The following is a 20,077-nucleotide window of genomic DNA, read 5'->3' as shown; positions in this document are numbered from 1 at the left end:
AGGTTGTTTTTGGTATTGCCGCCCTCTAATTTGATAGGGCAGGTATTTTCACAGGCTGCCGGCCCTTCCTTAAGCGGATCGCTTACCATTCAGGTTCAGGCTCAGCTTCGGGCTGCCTTCAACTGCTCCAGCACAGCTGTGGAGACATGGACACTGCCGATATCCCCGTGGAAAACCACGCCTTGCCGCGCCCCATGGAAATCCGAGCCGCCGGTGACCAGCAGGCCGAATTCCTCAGCCAGCGCAAGATAACGCTCATGCTCCGCCGGACCATGATCGGAATGGTAGACCTCGATTCCGCGCAGAGCACCGGTCTCCAGGATCTTCCGCACCAGTTCATCATCCCCGTAAATGCCGGGATGGGCCAGCACCGCCGCACCGCCCGCTTCCTGTATCCAGCGGCAGGCGGTTTCCGGCGTGATGCGCGGAGGCGATACATACGCCGCTGCACCTTCAGCCAGATATTTATCGAACGCATCCCGCATGTCCGCTGCTGCTCCCAGGCGCACCAGCTCATCGGCAATATGCGGCCGGCCGACACTCTCATCCGGCTTCAGCTCCCGGCCCATGCCCGATAACACCTGTTCCATGCTGATCTCAATCCCCAGCCCGCGAAGCTTGTCTATTATTGCCTCATTTCGCCCCAGGCGGGTGTTCCGCTGCTGTTCCAGCCGGGACAGGAACAGCTCCTGCTCTGTATCGATATAATAGCCGAGCACGTGAATCTCTTTCCCTCCGGCCCGCGTACTGATCTCTACACCGGGAACCACCGTAATTCCCAGCCGCTTACCGGCTTCCAGCGCTTCTGCGATACCGCTTACGGTATCATGGTCGGTAATGGCTACCGCTGCCAGCCCTTTCTCATAAGCCAGACGCACATTCTCAGCCGGAGGCTGCATACCGTCCGAAGCCTGTGTGTGGCTATGCAGATCACATCTTCCCGGCGCGGGCCCCTCTTCGATTCCCTGCGTATGTTCACTGTTATTATTCTTCTCTTCCATATGAATGCCCCTCCATTCTCCAAGTTATACCTTGTCTGCGGCGTTCTTATTCAGCTATTGCCCGTCCGCATGCTGGCGCAGGAAGGTCAGGAACGTTACAGCCGAAATCGGCAGCAGCGTTGACTTCAGATGAATCGCGTAGAACTGCCGTTTGAACGAGGCATCTGTAAGATTGACAATCTTCAGCAGTCCGAGCGCCACCTCATGTTTAACCGATGATGTTGAAATAATCGTAATTCCAAGCCCGGCCTCCACTGCTGACTTCACTGCGCCTGTACTGCCCAGCTCCATCACAATCCGCATGGCACCGGGATCAAGCCCCTTCGCTAACAGCTGCTCTTCCATCACTCTCCGTGTCCCTGAGCCCTGCTCACGCAGCACGAACGGATAGCCGAGCGCATCGCTTAGGGTAACTTCAGCCTGGTCCGCCAGCGTATGACCCTGCGGAACGATCAGCTTGAGCTCATCGCCCATAACGGGCTCGATGACCATATCCGGATGGGACACCGGCGCTTCGATCAGCCCGAAGTTCAGCTGGTGTTTGTTAATCTCCTCCATAATCTGTGTGGTGTTCATCACCTTCATCATGATTGAGATGTTCGGGTATTCCCTGCCGAAGGGGCCGAGCAGGCGCGGAAGCACATATTCGCCGATCGTCAGGCTCGCGCCCAGCTGCAGCCGGCCCTCCAGCATATGGGTGAAGGCTGACATCGCCTGATCCGTCTCCCGCATCAGCTGCATACTGCGCAGCGCGAATGGCATCAGCGTGCGGCCGGCTTCGGAGAGCATTATTTTTTTAGTCGACCGGTCAAACAGCTTGGCTCCGAAATAATCCTCCAGCGCCTGAATCTGCATCGTCACTGCGGGCTGTGTCATATGCAGCGTCAGTGCCGCCGCCGAGAAGCTGCCCCGTTCGGATACGGTATAAAAAATATGTAGCTGGTGAAAGTTCATGCTTTTCTGACTCCTTTTCAAAATAACCACTCAAAGTGGCGATTTGCTTCGAATGAATGGCAATTCTTCAAAAAAGGGCACGCAGCCATAAGCCGCATGCCTTCGTTGCCATACTCTCTTCTACTTGCGTCTGCGGCGCTTCTTCATCAGCTTCATGCGGCGGGAGTGGCGCAGCCACGAATAGTATTTCTTGAGATCCCGCAGCTGGGGAGTCGCCGAAATCCGGCCGAGAAACGACACCACCACCATGACGTACAGCGGCTCACCGGAGAGCGTGGTTACGCCCTCAAGCTGCCTGAAATCGACCACAATCACCGTATCATCATCGATTAGATAGGCATTATACTCACTGTGCGAATAGGGTCTAACCCTGTTCTGCTTCAAGCATTGCCAGATCCATGCCGTCACGTCGCCGTTCCCGTTATTCGCCTCAGCGACCCGGTCCGCATAGCGGCTCTTCGCATGCTGGGTAAGCACGATATCGGCAATCCCGTAGTTATTCAGCACGATATGGAAGGGCTCATACGCCCCCCACCATTCCATCCCCTTGCCATGCATTGTCATCACACTCCACGTAAAAGGGTCTTGGCATGCTCTTATTGTTGTCAATCTTACCGCATTGATGTCTGTTGTTCAAGCATTCCGCCCTCCCTGTGAAGTGTACAGGCGTGAGTCTTAGTGTCCGATCTTGTGCAGGCTGATATCGCTATCATCGACATAGCTGCTGCCTTTGATCATTTTGCAGCTTTTTTTGAAGCGGGCCGCTTCTTCGGACAGATCCTCAACCGAAGCGAATCTGCGGCTGCGGTTGGTTACAACGGCGATGGAGATCGAGACCAGCGGAATCTCCTCCATCCGTCCTGAACGGCTCTCGGTCAGCACAAACTGCTGGGCCAGATGCCCGGCATGATAGAAATCTTGTACCACCCTATCGAACGCCCTGATGATGCTCCTGCAGCACTCCTCATATTGATAATGGCTGATGAAAATAATGAAGTCATCCCCGCCGATATGTCCCAAAAAACCGTCCAGACGCAGCGCCTCATGCTTCAGAAGCTCCGCCGTAGCCTGAATCATCCGGTCGCCTTCCTTAAACCCGTATGTATCGTTGTAGGCCTTAAAGTGATCCAGATCAATGTAAAGAACACTGAACTGCTCCTGCAGCAGTGACTTAACCATCCACTCTGTAATACTGACATTGCCCGGCAGTCCCGTTAACGGGTTCAGAAAGCTGGCCGCCACCGCCTGAATTTCCGCAAAATTAAGCAGCAGATCCCGCACGCTCACCGCTCCGGACAATGCGTTCCCGTGGGTGACGATCACATAGTCGTACAGATTCTCTTCGTTCCTTGCCATAGCCAGCCTGCTCACCTCAATGATCGGCGTCTTATAATCCACCACAAGCGGATTTTTATCCATCACCAGCTCCACGGATCTGCCCATATACAGCGTATAACCATACAGCGTACCGATCTGCTGATAAAAACGGATTCTCATGATGAGCGCTACCGTACAGCCATTGTCAGTTACTGCGACGCCCTGGAGCTGTGGATTCTTTTTGAAAATCTGATCTACGTACTCACATTTGTGATGGATCGTAATTTCCGGAATCTGTTCGGCGATTTCACCAATTTGAAGAAACATGCCTATACCCTCCTCTTACTGGAAACGGCAGTGCCGAAGACGGAAATCCTCCATGCTCAGGCAGATGGGCCGGTCTTCCAAGCGCATAGCCTTGACCAAACTCCACTCCTGCCATCTGCAAAAAAAGCAGCTCATGCGCCGTCTCGATGCCTTCGGCAATCACCCGGGTAGACGAGCGCTCCGCGTATTCCCGGACCAGCTCCAGCAGCTCCTGCTGTTCCCTGCTGCTGTGAATCCCGCGGATCAGCGACTTGTCCAGCTTAATGAACTCCGGCTTCAGGTAGACCAGCGTCTTGAGACTATTGTAGCCGGAGCCGGCATCGTCCACCGCAATTCTGAAGCCCTGTTCGCGATAATGGGACAACACTTTCTCGAATCCGATATAATCCTGCACGGCCTGACGTTCCGTCAGCTCAAACACCACACGCTCCGGCGCAAGCCCCAGCTCCTTCAGGAGGGTAAGGGTTTCACCGCTTTTGTGGCGGGAATCATTCAGCACCCCCGGATGCACATTAACAAATACCAGCTTATCACCCGCAGCATCCGCCTCCGGCAGCCTCTCCATATAACGGGACAAGGACATTCTCCGGCAGTACTGCTCGAATCTGAACATCTGCTCTGTCCTTCCGGCAAAATCATAGAAATGCTCGGTGCTCGGGAACTGCGGAGAACTGGGCGGACGGTTCAGCACTTCATGTCCGATCGTTGTCCCGCTCCGCAGATGCAGAATCGGCTGAAAGTATGTATCCAGCATCTCCTTATCCATAATATCAAGCAGCACCGATAATCTGCCCAGCTCCCTGGCTTCTTCCCTGAATCTTCCGCTCAGATGCTGAAAGTATTGCGGCAGCGCCGCGAGCTTGCGGGACAGTGTCCCTGATTTATTCATTTTATCACCTGTATGTTTTCTTCGTGAATTTTGTCACCCTCTCTCCAGCATAGTCCGGAAGTATTAAGCAGGTATAAACTATGGGCGGCAGTCACCGGTTTCCGGCAGTAATTTAGGACAATCCCGGACTGGTATAGCGTCAGATTCACACTAGTACAAATCACTTAGGCAAAACGCCTGCTGAGGGTCTGCAGTGATCCGGTTATGGTATATGCCTAGGAGTATCCGGTATGCTTAATTGCACTTTGTACAACTAAATCCTCTGACTTTGAACCCCCTCAACGTTTAGTTGTATTTCGTGCAATTAAAGTGACTGTTGCAGAAGGTTTCCACCCAATTTGGCAGATTTAGTTGTACAGAATACAGTTAAACGATGCAAGCACATCTTTTCGCTGTTTTTAACTGCACAAACTACAACTATCACTGAATACCCAATTGATACTGGATACACAAATTGTTGCATTAAATGAGCTGTTGTACTACCCGGAACATACTCAAGGTATTTCCGGGTACAGCAAATAACCTCAGGCCCGCATTGGCGGAATGAGGTTAGGTTAGAAACACAAAAGAGCATGAGACTTATAGGTACGTTAGAATTAAAGCTCAGTTACAGCTCCAGGCCCACTCCGCTCATTCTGAGCTCCAGCATCCTGGCGATTAGGCTGCCCAGATGAGCTCCGGCCTCAACCGGAGGAGTGCCTCCCTGATGAATGTTGGATAGAACCATCCGCTGGGAATCTGTCATTCCGGAACGCGGCCTGTAGCCAAGATAAGCACTCATGGACCGGGAGGTGATCAGCCCCGGACGTTCCCCGATGAGCAGAACAATCACTTCGGGCTCCAGAATATCGCCAATAGCATTCATACAGCCGACCCTGGCCTTCCGTACAAAAAATGGCGTCCCCGCAGCCAGCCCGTGAACTGCCAGAGAGTCCAGCAGCGCCGGATAAATATCCCGCAGGTTGCTCTCAATGGCATCGGCACTTAGTCCGTCCGACACCACAATCTGCACCTGCGGAGCCTGGATACAGCGCTCCCGCAGAAGCCGGATACTGCTCTCTGGCAGCTGCCGGCCCAGATCCGGCCGTTTCAGGTACAGCTCCTTGTCCGTCACCTCTGAGTTAACCGCAAACAGCTCCAGATCATCCAGCAAGATGCTGCTGACGCTGCCGTATACTGAATCGACTGCAGCCGCATGATCCAGGCGCAGCTGCAGCTGCTCACGGGTCGTCGGCCGTGTTCCTGCCCGGCCTGTGCCGATCCGCGCCGGTGTAGCCTTACGCAATCTTTCCATTCCATCCGGATCGTGGAATACCATGCTTGCTCCTCCTTCATTGTTTAGATAAACCGCGTCGGATCACCGGCAAGTGCAGTCAGTCGGCCATTCTTCAGGATACCCATTTTTTCCGCCCAGGCTGAGAACTCTGCCCCCGGCTGCAGACGCAGCAGCTCCCGTACAGTAGCAATATCATGAAAGCTGGTCGACTGGTAATTCAGCATGCAGTCATCCGCCATCGGAACCCCGATGAAGAAGTTTACTCCGGCGGCCGCCAGGAGGACAGCTAAGTTATCCATGTCATTCTGGTCTGCCTTCATGTGGTTCGTATAACAGACATCCACACCCATCGGGAGTCCCTGGATCTTGCCCATGAAATGATCCTCAAGCCCGGCCCGGATTACCTGCTTGCTGTCATACAGGTACTCAGGTCCGATAAAACCGACGACGGTGTTCACCAGAAACGGCTTGAATGCTTTGGCCAGACCATAGCAGCGGGATTCCAGTGTAAGCTGGTCCACACCGTGATGACTGCCCGCTGACAGCTCAGATCCCTGGCCCGTCTCGAAATACCAGCGGTTCTCCCCGCTGGCCGTGCCGGACTCCCGGATCAGCTGATCCGCCTCCTGCAGCAGCCGCAGATCAATCCCGAAGGATTGGTTGCCGCTCTCTGTACCGGCAAGACTCTGGAAGATCAGATCCGCCGGAGCCCCCTTGGATATGGCTCTCATCTGGGTGGTCACATGGGCAAGCACACTGTTTTGCGTTGGTATGCCCCATCTGTGAATGACCTCTTTGGTTTCGTGGAGGAGGCGGATAATATTGTCTGTTGTATCAATGACAGGATTGATACCGATTACCGCATCCCCGATGCCGTAGCTCAATGCTTCATAGATGGAAGCCTTCATCCCCAGCGGATCATCCGTAGGATGATTGGGCTGGGCCCGGCTCCCGAGCCGCCCGCGTTCTCCCAGCGTAGTATTGCAGCGGGTAATCACTTCACACTTGGCCGCGGCCTGGATCAGATCCAGATTGGACATCAGCTTGGCCGCCGCAGCGGCCATCTCACTATTCAGGCCTCTGCCGATCCGGCGCACCTCAGTCTCAGATGCAGCGAGCAGCTGTTCTCTCAGCTCTCCAACCGTCCAGCTGCGGATCGTTTCGTAGACCGCTTCATCGACTCCCTCTTCGATCACTCTGGACACCTCGTCAGTCTCTGGAGGCAGCAGCGGGTTGCTGCGGATATCCGCAAGGGTCAAATCGGCCAGCACAAGCTTGGCTGCCATCCGTTCGCGGTCGTCCGCTGCAGCGATTCCGGCAAGCTGGTCCCCTGACTTTTCTTCATTTGCCTTGGCAAACAGCTCCTTCAGATCATGAAACCGGTAGCTCTCGCCAAGCAGGGAGACTGTCAGCTTCATCGGTTATCACTTCCTTTCCGCCTAATTTGTTGAATTGAAAACCAGGGTCTTAACGGCAACCGGTATATAATTCCCGTCCGCCGGGATTCCAATGTCAATATAATCGCCATGCGCCACTGTAATCTGGTCCAGACAGACGCAGGCTTGCCGGCCTTGGGATAGCAGATAGATACAATTGCCCAAAGCTTTGGCAATGTCATTCTCACAGATCAGGATGCAAAGCTTCAGCTTATACTTCCGGGAGCACCCGGTCACTGCTTCAGCAATCCGGCGTAACACAGCATAGGAACAGGGGGTGATTTCCGGGATCGCGATTGCAAACTGCATTGCTTCCGGTTCAATTGAACCGTGCCTTATGGCTCCCGCAGCAAAAGCGGCTTGTATAGAGGCTAAAAACGCATCCGGCTGCTCAACGTCCTGGATCTGTACGGGCCAGACCAGCTCTATTACGGGAATATTCCGCAACGGCAGCAGGTTGGGGTCTGCATAAACCGTTGAACCGCTGAGCTGCAGGGTATGAACACCGGCACCAATCACTGTAGCCCGCTGCGCGCCTGGAGCGGCCTGCAGCTTCACCGGGTAGTGTTCGGCCGCCTTTTTAATGGCATGAGCGAGCAGTGGCCCGATATCCCCATACCTTGCAGTCTCCGCGATATTGCGGGGAGCGGCCTGCTCCATTAATGCACCCACACCCCCGGAGATCCAAAGCTCCGTAACTGCAGTCTCTCTTGCAATTGCAGCCGGAAGGTCCGGGTGACCATAGATTAATGGACAGGCTTGCGGATCACTGCCCTTAAGCAGGACCTCAAGCAGCAGTTCACTCCATCTCCGGGTGACCTCCTGCAGCACAGGCCAATCCGCCTGCTCCCCCTCTTGCAGCCAGAGCCCTTCCCGGTTCAGCCATTGCCGGGCTGCAGGATATATTTTCGCTACGGTTCCAGCCTTATCCAGCATGATCAGCCGGCCGCCGATATGAAAGTTCAAGGTTCCTTTGCAACTTCCGCTATTGAAATATGCCGCGTTTGCCGTACCGCCTCCGATATCCACATTGACTATTGTCCCCGCCGCTCTTTGCGAATGAGCTTCCGCTCCAGCGCCTTTACCTGCAAGGACAGCCTCCAGATCCCCGCCTGCCTGGGCAACCACGAACTCTCCCGACTCCCCCGCCAGCTGATGGAGGATGGAATCCGCGTTCGGTCTTACCGCCGTTTCTCCAGTAATAATGACAGCCCCTGTATCTACCTCCTCAGGCTTCAGTGCCGCGCTGTGGTACTCTGCCGACAGGATCTGCTGTAGCGCCGGAAGATCGATTTGCGATTCGCCTATTAGCGGTGTTAGATGCATCGGGCTCTCATATATAATATTCCGCTCCGTGATTTGATATTGCGGCAGCATGGACAGACCATATCTCCGTCCGACCGTAAGTCTGCTGAAGACTATTTTAGTCGTACTAGTTCCAATATCAATTCCGACACTGGTGATCTCGCGCTTCGGTTCTATGCCGTTCCCTCCCGCCTGCTGCAGTACCAAAATAAATGCCAAAGTATAAAAAAGACGCCTTATCAGACTTGCATCGCTCTGCCATGCGTGGCTATTACGTCTGAGACCTCTGTTGAACTCATTGTGTTGTATTTATTGTATTGTATTGTATTTATTGTATAGATCTATTGCAGATAATCCCAGCGGGATCAGCTTGCTTTCCTTGAGGATATAGTAAGTCACCGGCGATTAGCTGTCAATTTAGTTAACATTCCCCCGGGAAAATGTCATCCGTCCCGCTTTTGGCAGATTCCAAGGTAATCATACCCCACATTGTATTCGTTTTGTCGCATACATTTGGCTCGTCTTCCCTATCGCTGGAGCATTGTATTCGGTTTTTCGCATACATTTGGCTCGTCTGCCCTACCATTGGCACATTGTATTCGGTTTTCGCATACATTTGGCTCTTCTACCCCATCATTGGCAGATTGTATTCGGTTTTTCGCATACATTTGGCTCATCTACCCCATCATTGGCAGATTGTATTCGGTTTTTCGCATACATTTGGCTCATCTACCCTATCATTGGAGCATTGTACTCGGTTTTTCGCATACATTCGGCTCATCTACCCTATCATTGGAGCATTGTACTCGGTTTTTCGCTTACATTCGGCTCATCTACCCTATCATTGGCACATTGTATTCGGTTTTTCGCTTACATTCGGCTCGTCTGCCCTACCGCTGGCAAATTGTTTATGTGATCATAAAATATATTAAATACAAAAAAACAGACGCCAGCGGCGCCTGTCCAAAATGGCTATATTTAAATTTACAAACCGTAATAACGGGACTTGTCCGGTCCATTGCTGGTGTATTCAGTCTTGAGTTCATTGCGGTAGGAACGTTCAATCTTACGCACGTAGGAAAGTCTGCGGACATTCTTCATAACTTCCTCGGCGCGTTCCGCGTTCACATACATTACCGCATAGTGCATCTTTCGGGAAACATAGTGCAGTGTTCCGTATTTCTCCAGGTTACGCGCTGCCTTGACGTCGCTAACCCAAACGATATAACCTGTCCGTTCCGCAAACATAAGCTCATCCGCCTTTCTTTCTCTATTCTCAATACGGCCAGCTTATCCGCAAGAGCATTTGCCTCCGCTGCCGCATCCGCCTTTGGGGGACGGGTCATTGCTCGGAACCTTGATGCTGTCCGATACCGAGAAGGCGATTGCTTCAGACATGGAGTGAAGAATATCATCCAGCGTCTTCTCCGCATTCTTGAAGCGGACAACCTCTTCGAACTGTTCCAGCTCCCGCTCTACTAACTCAACCTCATCCTTGGCCGAATGATAGTTCGGGTGAAAATGTCCAAACCGCTGTGTCTCCTCAAACAGCTCCTTCTTGCTCTGCAGCCGTCTGACCATGGCCTGGATTTCGGGGCTCTGATCGACCCGCCCTTTCCAGTATAAGTAATCCGACACTTCGGCGGATTGATTAATCATATCGCCTAATTCATAGGCGTATGTCAGCACTTCGGCCATATCGACCGTATTTAATTCCGCTACGCTCATGAACTTCAACTCTTTTCTGCATTAATGTTCTACCGCAAACGGTAGACTACCTTATCATAACATATCCGGCTGCTCGAGAAGAAGAGGAATTTCTCTGTTTGACCGGATGCAGCAGCTTCATTTCCTGCCAGTCTTCGGCGGCAAGCTGAATCTGCTCTACAGTCCCTGAACCTGAACGCAGCAGATTCCCCCGTACTCTCCACGGGCGCCCGCTTATTTGCTCCGGAATGAAGTCTGCAGTTTGGCCCTGCATAGAAATTCTAACCTTGATTCCCCAGCCCAGCGCCTGCTCCATCACCTTCTGCGCCGTTGTCACATGGTATTGCCTCCACTGGTTGAACCACATTTGCGGAACGGCATCTTCACCCGGAAGCAGCTCCTGATCCTGCGCTGTCCCCGCCAGCGGCAGGAGCTTCGGACACGCTGCAGCACCAAGCAGTCCTCGTTCCGCGGCAGTGGAAGGAAGCTCATAACGGAGTGATGCTGCGGACCGTTCAAAAGGTCCGAACGGGTTGTGCGGCTGCAAGGCATCCTCCCGGCCGCCGATGATTCTTGGCGGAGCCAGCCCGGCTGCAGCCAGCTCCTTGCGCAGCTGGCCGACAGATTCCGGGCGAACGATGAAGTGGAGCGGGCCAATCCGTGTCAGAATATCCTGCAGCCGGGGATGCGCAGCAATATCTCCGCTCTCCTGTTCACCTGCACAGGACAACAGAATAACCTCGGACAATGATGTCCGCCCGATTCCCTTAGCCCACTGCCGAAGCGACAGCTCCACCTGCTCCGGCAGCCCCCCCTGAGCATGCGCGGTAAGCCAAGCAATGGCATTCCCTGGAGGACAGCCCAGCTCTGCTGCGGACTCCAGCATTTCCCGGGTCAGCCGGAAGCTCCAGAGGTCCTGATTATGCAGCAGCTCGGCGTATCCTGCCAGGATCCAGCGGAGGGTATACGGAACTTCAGGCGGGACCAGCACCTCGAAATCCGGCTGGACAACGAACCTGCCGGCCGCAGGTACAGCAAATTCTGCAGGCAAACCCCAGTCCGCGCCAGTCTCCCCTGGCTTCAATGAGCTGCCGGAGAGTGACTCCTCCTGCACCTGCACCTGCTCCTGCTCCTGCTCATAATCATGCTCATGTTCTGGCCGGCCTTCTGGTACAGCAGATCCGCCGCAGGCTTCATCTGGCTGCGATTCCTCCGCTTTCACTATACCTGTATCTTCTCCGCTTATCTCCGGCTCTATTGTACCTGCCGAAGCTCCGTCCAGTTGCGGCTTCACTGCCTTCCACCGGAAGCAGGGCTCTCCCTTGGCTGAATAACCCAGGTCACACCAGCCGAAGCCTGACAGGCAGCGGAGCCAGGCCATGGCGGACGCATGCAGCTCCGGACCGTCCGAACCAGCAACAGACTGCTCTTTGGCAAGGCCGCTCTGTATCATCCATTCCAGAAGAGGCGGCACGGCAAACCATTCTCCCGGGGGGAATTCCGCCGTGGAGATCAGATGTCTGAAATGCTGTCCGGCAGGCTCCGGTGAGCCGTATCGGCTAATTACAATGCGGTATAGCGTATCGGTCATCTCCTGCTCAGTCAGCGCCAGCCAGCACTGCAGCTTCGTTATGTCTATTAAATATCCGCTGCTGCTGCGGCTGATCAGACCCAGAACAGCCATCAAATCTACGATAACGGTTACCGGAAGCGGGTAAGGCTCAGAACTGGCCTGGTTGAGCTTAAGTCCAGCAAGATGCTCCTCCTGCATCGACAGCTGGCCTGCCAGCAGACCGAGCTGCTTCTTGTGTATAAGTCCCTTGGCCGTCAGCGGCAAGCCCTCCCGCGCTGTAAATAACAGTCCCCGGAACAGCTCGGCAGCCAGACCCGTGCAGGCAGCAAGCTGGGCCTGTACATCCGTTTCTCCAAGACTCTGCGGACAGGCAGGCCAGAAGCTCCGCACGATCCGGGGGAACCTCTGCTGCGGGATCTGATACAGCTTCTCTCCCCACATTTTCTGGCGCAGCTCCAGCATCCCTGCCATGAGCAGCTCATTCAGCGCCAGCTCCTGCTCAGCACGGCACAGGAATGCCGGCCGCAGCCGTTCAATGGTATCCGCCGCCCAAGGACTGGCTGCGTGTTCCGCACAAATCGCCTGGAGCACTGCCTGCGCTTCCGGCGTCAGCTTCTGAATATCTGCATCAGGCTCCTGCCTCATCATAGAATAGCCTCCTCCGCGGATTCCAGCATTCTGACTGCGTAATCGTAGCCTTGCTCGGTTAAGAACATCCTGCGCCGCAAGGCAAATTCCTGCTCCCTGCTATCCCCCGAGACCAGCGTATAGAAATACGCCTTGTTGTCGCCCGGCTTAGGCCGCAAAATACGCCCCAGCCGCTGAGCCTCCTCCTGCCGTGAGCCGAAGGCTCCGGATACCTCAATCGCCACCGAGGCATCCGGCAGATTGACGGCAAAATTAGCCACCTTCGAAACGACCAGCAGGGGCAACCGCCCTTCGTTGAAGGCGGCATACAATGCGCTCCGTTCCTTCTGTGTAGTTTTGCCGGTAATAAGCGGTGCGCCCAGAGTCTCCGCCAGCTGCTCCAGCTGGTCCAGGTACTGGCCGATCACCAAGATCGCCGCCCCGGCATGTGCCGCAGCAATCGATGCCGCGGCCGCAGCCTTAGCCTGATTGCCGGCCGCAAGGCGGAACTGTTCTTTCGCCCCGGCATAGATATATTGCTGCCGCAGCCGCTCATCCATCGGGACTATCACTTCTGTACAATCCACTGCCGCAATCCATCCCTGCCTCTCCAGCACCTTCCAGGGCAGATCGTAACATTTGGGCCCGATCAGGGAGAACACATCACCTTCCCTGCCGTCCTCCCGGACCAGCGTTGCTGTAAGACCCAGCCGGCGCGTAGCCTGAATGTCTGCCGTTGCCCTGAAGACAGGAGCCGGAAGCAGATGGACCTCATCATAAATTATGAGTCCCCAGTTCCGCTCATTGAACAGATTCATGTGGACAAACGGCCCTCCCTTGGCTGTACGGTGGGTCAGAATCTGATAGGTGGCGACCGTGACAGGCCGTACCTCCCGCTTCTCACCGGAATATTCCCCGACTTCATCCACGTTCAGGGTCGTCCGCTGCAGCAGCTCACCCCGCCACTGCTCGACCGAGGTCGTGCTGGAGGTAAGAATCAGCGTTTCACACTGCAGATGCTCCAGTACTGCAATCCCTACTACCGTTTTGCCCGCACCGCAAGGCAGAACAACAACACCGCTGCCGCCGATGCCCCCAATCCCCTGGAACTGCTGTACAGCATCTCTCTGGTAATCCCGGAGCCCGAAAGCCTCGCCGCTAATTCCGGCCCCCTTCCCCGCTTCCTCCGTCCAGGCAAGCTTCAGCTCCTGCCCGTCCCGGAAACCGGCATAATCGAGTACAGGATAACCAAGTCCTGTTAATTCCTGCTTGAGCAGCCCCCTGTTGCTCTTCGGACAATGGCTCTGCAAAGAGCCTGCCCTGTACCAGCCCAGCTCTTTCAGAATCAGGCTGCCCTCCAGTTCATCCAGCAGTCCGGCCTGATCAGCCGAGAGCGTAATGAGCAGCGGATCAGTTTCATGCGTGCGCAGCTGCAATCTTCCGTACCGGGCCATCAGCTGCCTGATTTCACCCTCAAGGCCGGAGGGAATTCCCCAGCGTGACAGCATGCGGAGCTTAGCAATAACCGCCTCTGCCTCCTGGCCTCCAGCCGCTGCATTCCACAGGGACAACGGCGTTATCCGGTAGGTGTGATAGACCGGAGGGCTTTTGACAAGCTCGGCAAAATCAGCCAGGACTGCCCGGGCTTCCTCATATCCGGGATGGCCGCATTCCAGCAGAATGGTCCGGTCGTTTCTGGTAATGCACGCACCCTTTCCATCAGCATTCATAGTATTCCCTCCTTGTGATCTACAGTGTATAAGCTTTAATACAGCAGGAAATGGATTATCCCCATAAACAGGTAGCACAAAATAACCCCACAACGTGGGGCTTTCTGCATATTAATTTCAATTTTGAAAAAGCCCACCTCCGTTTAACGGACATGAGCTTCCCATAACCCTATTTAATGCAGCTGCCGCTGGGAGATACCGCTTAACGCCTCTGCTGCCTCATCCGCATGAATCCTTTTCACCGCCAAGTCGCCAAGCGACACAATTCCGATCAGCTTCTTGTCACGGGTCACCGGAATACGGCGGATTTGCCTTGAAGCCATCAGTTCCGCTGCCTCATCAACAGAAGCCGTCTCCGAAATGGAGATAACCTCCCGGCTCATGACGGTTTCAACGGCTGTGGAGCCGGGATGCTTGTCCGCATAGCCTCGTAATACAAGATCACGGTCCGTGATTACACCCAGCAGCGTTGCCCCGTCGGCCGAATCTACTACAGGAATGAAGCCCGTCCCGTAATCTCTCATTTTGACGGCAACCTCATAGATATTATCGAGCAGCGTGACCGAAGCCGGATTGGCGGTCATTACTTCCTTGACTGTCTTCAAGAATGAACCCTCCTGTCTGCCATGTCACCATGCCATTTGTGAGTAGTTTTTCCTCAAGCGTCAAATATTATACAAATACATTATTGTTCATTCAGACAGGAATCGGCCATGGCTACCAGAAGCTTCGCCCCATAGAGCATGGCATCCTCGTCAAAATCAAATTTGCTGTGATGATGCGGATAGACGGCATCCTTGGCAGGATTGCCAGCGCCCACAAAGATGAAGCAGCCGGGGATTTCCTTAACATAATAGGAGAAGTCCTCCGCAGGCATAATTTTCTCCATCAGCATAACAGTTGCGCCTTCTCCCAGCGCTTCCGGGGCGACACGGTAAAAGCGGTTAAATTCCGCTTCATCATTCACCAGCGGCGGGTAACCCATCAGATAATCGACAGTCGCCTCTGCACCATACGCTGCTGCGATGGAAGCTGTCATCTCCTCGATTCTGCGGCGGATCAGATAGCGCGTCTCTTCATCGAACGCACGCACAGTCCCGGTAATCCGGCAGCGCTCGGCAATAATATTCTGGGCAGATCCGCCTTGAATCGTCCCTACGCTGACCACTGCAGGACGCAGCGGATCTACAGTCCGGCTGACAATGCTCTGCAGCTGGGTGACCAGGGCCGCCCCTGCCACAATGCTGTCCACCGTACGGTGCGGCATGCCGCCGTGGCCGCCCTTGCCGATAATATCAATGAAAAATTCATCGGCAGAGGCCATCAGCGGGCCTGGCGCGCTGCCTACGGTTCCTAGCGGAAACGGCGTCCACAGATGCAGTCCATAGACGGCATCTGCACCGTCCAGCACACCTTCTGCGATCATCCCCATTGCACCGCCCGGACAGACCTCTTCCGCCGGCTGGAACAGGAAACGGATCTCGCCGCGGATATCTTCACGGCGTGCACTGTAATAGGCAGCCGCAGCCAGCAGCATAGCCGTATGCCCGTCATGTCCGCAGGCATGCATAACCCCGGGATTCTGCGAAGCATATTCCCGTCCATTTTCTTCAGTTATCGCCAGGGCATCCATATCTGCACGCAGAACAACTGTTCTGCCGGGCAGTGCCCCTGTAAGTATACCTGTCAGTCCGTAGCCGGACCCGCTTCTTCTAACTTCAATCCCAAGTTTGGACAGTCTTGCCCCGACATAGGCGGATGTCTCCTTCTCCTGATAAGACAGCTCCGGATGGCGGTGTAAATGGCGGCGCCATTTCACCATCTCCGGCAGCAGCTCCTCTACCGCTAACCTCTCCATAATTCTCCATTCCCTTCTCCGGCAGCATACTTCGGACAAGCCTGCAGTCTGACTCTTCTATGTAAAGACCGGCCGCAGCATGCCATATATCTTTTATTGTAGCAGAAACACAAAAAAGTGGGTATCAATAGGCCCGCTCTACCTTGCACAACCCCGTGAAACATACTATCATGAGGAGGAACATCGCAAATTTTAATTACAAATGTATCATTATACTTCATACAGGGGAGTTGTGCGCTATGATATTTGAGAACACGGGCCTCGAAGGATTGAAGAGTGACCTTCTTTATCTGGACGAGAGCGCAACCAAAGCCGGGTTTATCCGCTGGCAGTGGGAATACTACCGCGCTACATACGACTGCAAGATAGAAGACCGCCAGAACGGCGGCGAGTACTTCCTGCGGATCAACACCCGCGCTGTGGAAGGGAAGCTGGAAAAGGCGGATGCCATACTGGCCATTGAAGCCGTCTACTTGGGCAAAGCCACTTTCCCCCACGGTCTGGAGTATGAATCTAAGGTGCCTCAGGCGGTACTGGATACCGCAACAGAGCATATTCATCAATTGAAAGAGCTGCTGGAAGCTTGAGTACCGCGAAGGGAAAAACAGCCTCCAAAGCCAGCCTGCCCAAAAGAGGAACGCCCGATTTCCAGTTGCTTATTCTTACCCTGCTGCTCGTCGGCTTCGGTCTGGTCATGGTCTTCAGCGCGAGCTCCAGCTTAACTTTGGCCAGTGAGAAATTCAGCTATGACGCTTTTTATTTCGTGAAACGCCAGTTAGTCTGGGCCGTGCTGGGAAGCTTCGTCATGTTCACTGTGATGAATATCCATTACAGCAAGTTCAAGAAATGGTACGCTCCGATCTTCGTCATCACGCTGGTGCTCCTGCTCTTCGTGGCTACCACCGAGAGAATTAACGGAGCCAAGAGCTGGATGAACATCGGAGGCCTTGGCATCCAGCCTACCGAGCTGGCCAAGATCTCTATCATTCTGTACCTGTCTGCACTCATCACCAAAAAAGGCGAACGTTTGCGGGATCTTCGCACCGGATACATTCCTGTGATGATCATCGTCGGTATTGTGGCCGGACTGATCATGATGCAGCCGGATCTGGGCTCTTGTCTGATTCTCGTGGCTACCAGCGGTCTTGTTATCTATGCCGGCGGCGCGAGCATGAAGCATATTCTTGGCTCAATCGGCTTGCTGGTCCTGGGTGTCGCTCTTGTCATGGGAGCCAAGACAGCCATCGACTCCTTGTCGCCGCCGACCGAGAAGGCAGCGGCCAATCAGGATTACAGACAAGGCCGGATCGAGGCCTTCCTGGACCCCGAGAATAACTCGGAAGGCAGCGGCTATAACATTATGCAGTCACTGATCGCTTTGGGAGAAGGCGGGACACAAGGCTCCGGTTTCGGCCAAAGCATCCAGAAGCTGCACTATCTGCCGTACCCTTATACGGATTTTATTTTTGCCATTATCGGTGAAGAGCTCGGATTTGTAGGAACCTCCATCTTCCTGTTGCTCTATCTGTATTTCATCTGGAGAGGCATTCTGATCGCGCTGCGGTGTACAGACCCCTTCGGCACACTGGTCGGCATAGGTGTGATGGGGCTGATTGCGATTCAGGCCTTTATCAATATCGGCGGTGTGACCAACACTATTCCGCTTACGGGAGTTACGTTACCCTTCATCAGCTACGGGGGCTCTTCCCTGCTGGTCACCATGCTCTGTATGGGGATTATGCTCAGCATCTCCAGGGAAACCAACCGTCCCTCCAAAGAGGAAGTCGTCAAGTCCGTCACTACCGTCAGACAGGTACGTGCGAATAGCCGTGCCAGCACGCGTGCCCGTTAAGAGGCTGCATCCTGACCGGTTGAATAAGGTATAACAAAAGGCAGTCCGGATAAATTCCCCGGACTGCCTTTTGTGTACCCGTCATGCGCTTTATGCAGTTAGCGCTTACGAGATCTCATCGTTCTTGAAGGCCACGCCTTCTACCTTAACATTTACCTCTACGATATGAAGCCCTGTCATGCTCTCCACAGCCTCGCGGACATTCTGCTGCAGCATCCGGCACACTTCATGAATCGGCGTTTCATAGAGAACAATAATGCGCAAATCCACTGCCGCTTCCAGCTGGCCCACTTCAACAGTAACGCCCTTCTGCACATTCTTACCGCTCAGGCGTTTCGCCCAGCCCTCAGACAAACCGCCAGACATGGCTGCAATTCCGGGAGTCTCCAAAGCTGCCAATCCGGCAATTTTCGAGACAACATCATTCGATATCCGTATATTTCCCATTTCTAGTTGAAGTTGTTCTGCCATGCCATATCCCCCCTACACTCATTATCAATTATTGTAATTCGAAAACAGGCTAAAAAGCAAATGACTTTCTCGCATTCCCGTTTACAGTCAGGAACAATTTGGGTATATTGATTATGAATTCAACCTACATACAGAGACTGGAGTGTGCTTTACCTTGAAAAAATGGATCTCGCCGGCGCTGCTGGTCATCACCTTCCTCCTCAGCGCCATCGGACATTATGCGGACTGGGACCATACCCTGCAGTTCGTATTATCCGCTATCTCGGTTATCTTCGTGGCCGGTTTCCTCGGCCGGGCGACAGAAAGCGTAGCCCACTATGCCGGTCAGCGGCTTGGAGGGTTCCTTAACGCCACATTCGGCAACGCTGCCGAACTGATCATTGCCTTCTTCCTGGTCAAAGAAGGACTTTTCGACATGGTCAAAGCCAGTCTCACCGGCTCGATCATCGGTAACCTCCTGCTGGTGCTGGGACTCAGTATTTTTGCCGGCGGTATGAAGTTCAAGGTTCAGAACTTCAATGTCACGCTCGCCGGGCTGAACGGATCGCTGATGATTGTTGCCGTCATCGCCCTGTTCGTGCCCGCCATGTTCTTCAACACCCACTCTATCACAGAGAAGGATACAGATGTACTCAGCCTTGTCGTCGCCGGCCTCCTGATTGCCGCTTACATGGCCTGGCTCGTCTTCTCTATGATTACGCACAAGAAATATCTCGCTGATGTAACGGATGACAGTGCAGAAGAGCTGCCTAATGAGCATGCTCCGGTCTGGTCCAGAAACCGTTCGATCCTCTACCTGGTGGTCGCTACGGTTATGGTCGCTTTCGTCAGCGAATGGCTGGTCGGCACCCTGGAGACCCTGACAGAACGCTTCGGCTTCAGTGAGCTGTTCGTCGGTGCATTCCTGGTGGCAATCATAGGTAATGCCGCCGAGCACAGTGCAGCCATTATGCTGGCCATGAAGAACAAGATCGGCGCTGCGGTAGAGATTGCCGTAGGAAGCAGTCTGCAGATTGCCCTGTTCGTTGCCCCGGTGCTGATCTTTGCCAGCTACTTCATGGGCAACACCATGTCCATCGTATTCACCACCATCGAGATTGTAGCTATTGCTGTATCGGTATTTATCGCCAAGTCGATTATTCAGGACGGCTCAACCAACTGGTACGAAGGTCTGCTGCTGCTCGCGGTATATCTGATTCTCGGTGTATCGTTCTATCTGGTATAACAACTCTGCACAAAAAAAACGCACATGAGCGGCCTCCCGGGTCCCCGTGTGCGTTTTTATGAATGACCGGAATTACATCTCCCGCTCCTCAGCCTTCTTATTGAGTGCTTCGTACAGTACAGCCAAGTTGCGTTCCAGCTTGCTCAGGACCTGCTTGCCTGTGAATTCAGGCACCAGCCCGGCTCTGACCGCAAAATCAACCTCTCTGGAGAAACCATACATCTGGGTATCCAGCACTTCCTCATAGAGAGGGCAGTAACGAGTCGCCAAATTCTCCATCTGCACTTCAATAAGCTTCTCAATTTTATTGGCATCTTCTTGTAGAAGATTGATTGCTTTGATATTAAGCTGTTCCTGCAAATCCGATGAAGTCATGCATTATCCCCCCTATGTCCAAAAGTTACAGCTTCTACTGCTTATTATACTTAATATTAGTCGAAATCAGGACCTAATACAAGAATTCAGTTTACGATTCGTGAAGAACGGACAAATATTACGGGTCACACAGCAAAAACGCCCTGCCGCAAGG

The 20,077-nt window shown here is 53.8% G+C and carries 19 protein-coding genes; 3 read left to right on the top strand and 16 right to left on the bottom strand.

The features are described 5' to 3' along the window. Nucleotides 1-101: 101 nt before the first annotated feature. From NSU01_RS14595 to NSU01_RS14530, 14 genes are all read right to left on the bottom strand, one after another. Nucleotides 102-1,001: a PHP domain-containing protein gene (locus tag NSU01_RS14595; protein WP_083705606.1), complete on the bottom strand. Its 900-nt coding sequence runs from the start codon at nt 999-1,001 to the stop codon at nt 102-104. Nucleotides 1,002-1,055: 54 nt separating this feature from the next. Beyond that, nucleotides 1,056-1,955: a selenium metabolism-associated LysR family transcriptional regulator gene (locus NSU01_RS14590; RefSeq protein WP_076245429.1), complete on the bottom strand. Its 900-nt coding sequence runs from the start codon at nt 1,953-1,955 to the stop codon at nt 1,056-1,058. A 120-nt stretch (nt 1,956-2,075) separates the two neighbouring features. After that, a complete protein-coding gene (locus tag NSU01_RS14585) occupies nt 2,076-2,513 on the bottom strand; it encodes a hypothetical protein (protein ID WP_076245426.1) in 438 nt (145 codons plus the stop codon). Between the two features lie 117 nt (nt 2,514-2,630). Further along, nucleotides 2,631-3,599: a GGDEF domain-containing protein gene (locus NSU01_RS14580; protein WP_076245423.1), complete on the bottom strand. Its 969-nt coding sequence runs from the start codon at nt 3,597-3,599 to the stop codon at nt 2,631-2,633. Then, complete coding sequence (locus tag NSU01_RS14575) at nt 3,580-4,488, bottom strand: EAL domain-containing protein (RefSeq protein ID WP_076245420.1); 909 nt, start codon at nt 4,486-4,488, stop codon at nt 3,580-3,582. The genes NSU01_RS14580 and NSU01_RS14575 overlap by 20 nt, the downstream gene beginning before the upstream one ends. A gap of 607 nt (nt 4,489-5,095) precedes the next feature. Next, nucleotides 5,096-5,806, bottom strand: a complete 711-nt coding sequence (eutC, locus tag NSU01_RS14570; RefSeq protein ID WP_076245418.1) for an ethanolamine ammonia-lyase subunit EutC — start codon at nt 5,804-5,806, stop codon at nt 5,096-5,098. 20 nt (nt 5,807-5,826) lie between these two features. Continuing rightward, entirely contained in the window at nt 5,827-7,182 is a 1,356-nt protein-coding gene (locus NSU01_RS14565) for an ethanolamine ammonia-lyase subunit EutB (RefSeq protein WP_076245416.1), read from the bottom strand. Between the two features lie 21 nt (nt 7,183-7,203). Continuing rightward, a complete protein-coding gene (locus tag NSU01_RS14560; RefSeq protein ID WP_179093552.1) occupies nt 7,204-8,724 on the bottom strand; it encodes an ethanolamine ammonia-lyase reactivating factor EutA in 1,521 nt (506 codons plus the stop codon). Between the two features lie 765 nt (nt 8,725-9,489). Continuing rightward, entirely contained in the window at nt 9,490-9,753 is a 264-nt protein-coding gene (locus NSU01_RS14555; RefSeq protein ID WP_020432997.1) for a YlbG family protein, read from the bottom strand. A 42-nt stretch (nt 9,754-9,795) separates the two neighbouring features. Further along, the gene (locus tag NSU01_RS14550) at nt 9,796-10,233 is read right to left on the bottom strand and encodes a YlbF family regulator (protein WP_042136559.1); all 438 of its coding nucleotides are present in this window, start codon (nt 10,231-10,233) and stop codon (nt 9,796-9,798) included. Between the two features lie 46 nt (nt 10,234-10,279). Beyond that, nucleotides 10,280-12,433, bottom strand: coding sequence for a helicase-associated domain-containing protein (locus tag NSU01_RS14545; protein WP_076245411.1), 2,154 nt, complete (start codon nt 12,431-12,433; stop codon nt 10,280-10,282). Further along, nucleotides 12,430-14,142, bottom strand: a complete 1,713-nt coding sequence (locus NSU01_RS14540) for a DNA repair helicase XPB (RefSeq protein WP_076245409.1) — start codon at nt 14,140-14,142, stop codon at nt 12,430-12,432. The genes NSU01_RS14545 and NSU01_RS14540 overlap by 4 nt, the downstream gene beginning before the upstream one ends. A gap of 173 nt (nt 14,143-14,315) precedes the next feature. Continuing rightward, nucleotides 14,316-14,747, bottom strand: a complete 432-nt coding sequence (locus NSU01_RS14535) for a CBS domain-containing protein (RefSeq protein ID WP_076245407.1) — start codon at nt 14,745-14,747, stop codon at nt 14,316-14,318. 80 nt (nt 14,748-14,827) lie between these two features. Then, nucleotides 14,828-16,000, bottom strand: a complete 1,173-nt coding sequence (locus tag NSU01_RS14530) for an amidohydrolase (protein WP_076245405.1) — start codon at nt 15,998-16,000, stop codon at nt 14,828-14,830. A gap of 239 nt (nt 16,001-16,239) precedes the next feature. Here NSU01_RS14530 and NSU01_RS14525 point away from each other — a divergent pair, with 239 nt between their 5' ends. Both NSU01_RS14525 and ftsW read left to right on the top strand, forming a co-directional pair. After that, the gene (locus NSU01_RS14525; protein WP_042136549.1) at nt 16,240-16,587 is read left to right on the top strand and encodes a YugN family protein; all 348 of its coding nucleotides are present in this window, start codon (nt 16,240-16,242) and stop codon (nt 16,585-16,587) included. Continuing rightward, entirely contained in the window at nt 16,584-17,852 is a 1,269-nt protein-coding gene (gene ftsW / locus NSU01_RS14520) for a putative lipid II flippase FtsW (RefSeq protein WP_081969965.1), read from the top strand. Before NSU01_RS14525 ends, ftsW begins: the two co-directional genes overlap by 4 nt. Before the next feature lie 105 nt (nt 17,853-17,957). On the opposite strand, the gene NSU01_RS14515 is transcribed toward ftsW, so the two are convergent. Continuing rightward, on the bottom strand, nt 17,958-18,323 hold the full coding sequence (locus NSU01_RS14515; RefSeq protein WP_019911482.1) for an Asp23/Gls24 family envelope stress response protein: 366 nt from the start codon (nt 18,321-18,323) through the stop codon (nt 17,958-17,960). A 154-nt stretch (nt 18,324-18,477) separates the two neighbouring features. On the opposite strand from NSU01_RS14515, the gene cax reads away from it, so the two are divergent. After that, nucleotides 18,478-19,548, top strand: a complete 1,071-nt coding sequence (cax, locus tag NSU01_RS14510) for a calcium/proton exchanger (RefSeq protein ID WP_042136546.1) — start codon at nt 18,478-18,480, stop codon at nt 19,546-19,548. Nucleotides 19,549-19,620: 72 nt separating this feature from the next. On the opposite strand, the gene NSU01_RS14505 is transcribed toward cax, so the two are convergent. Beyond that, nucleotides 19,621-19,923 carry a YlaN family protein gene (locus tag NSU01_RS14505; protein ID WP_039297956.1) on the bottom strand — a complete coding sequence of 101 codons (303 nt, stop codon included), beginning with the start codon at nt 19,921-19,923 and terminating at the stop codon, nt 19,621-19,623. Nucleotides 19,924-20,077: the final 154 nt, after the last annotated feature.

The organism is Paenibacillus sp. FSL H8-0259, assembly GCF_037963255.1.
GTDB lineage: Bacteria > Bacillota > Bacilli > Paenibacillales > Paenibacillaceae > Paenibacillus_AQ > Paenibacillus_AQ phytohabitans.
This window is presented reverse-complemented; position numbering and strand designations above follow the sequence as displayed.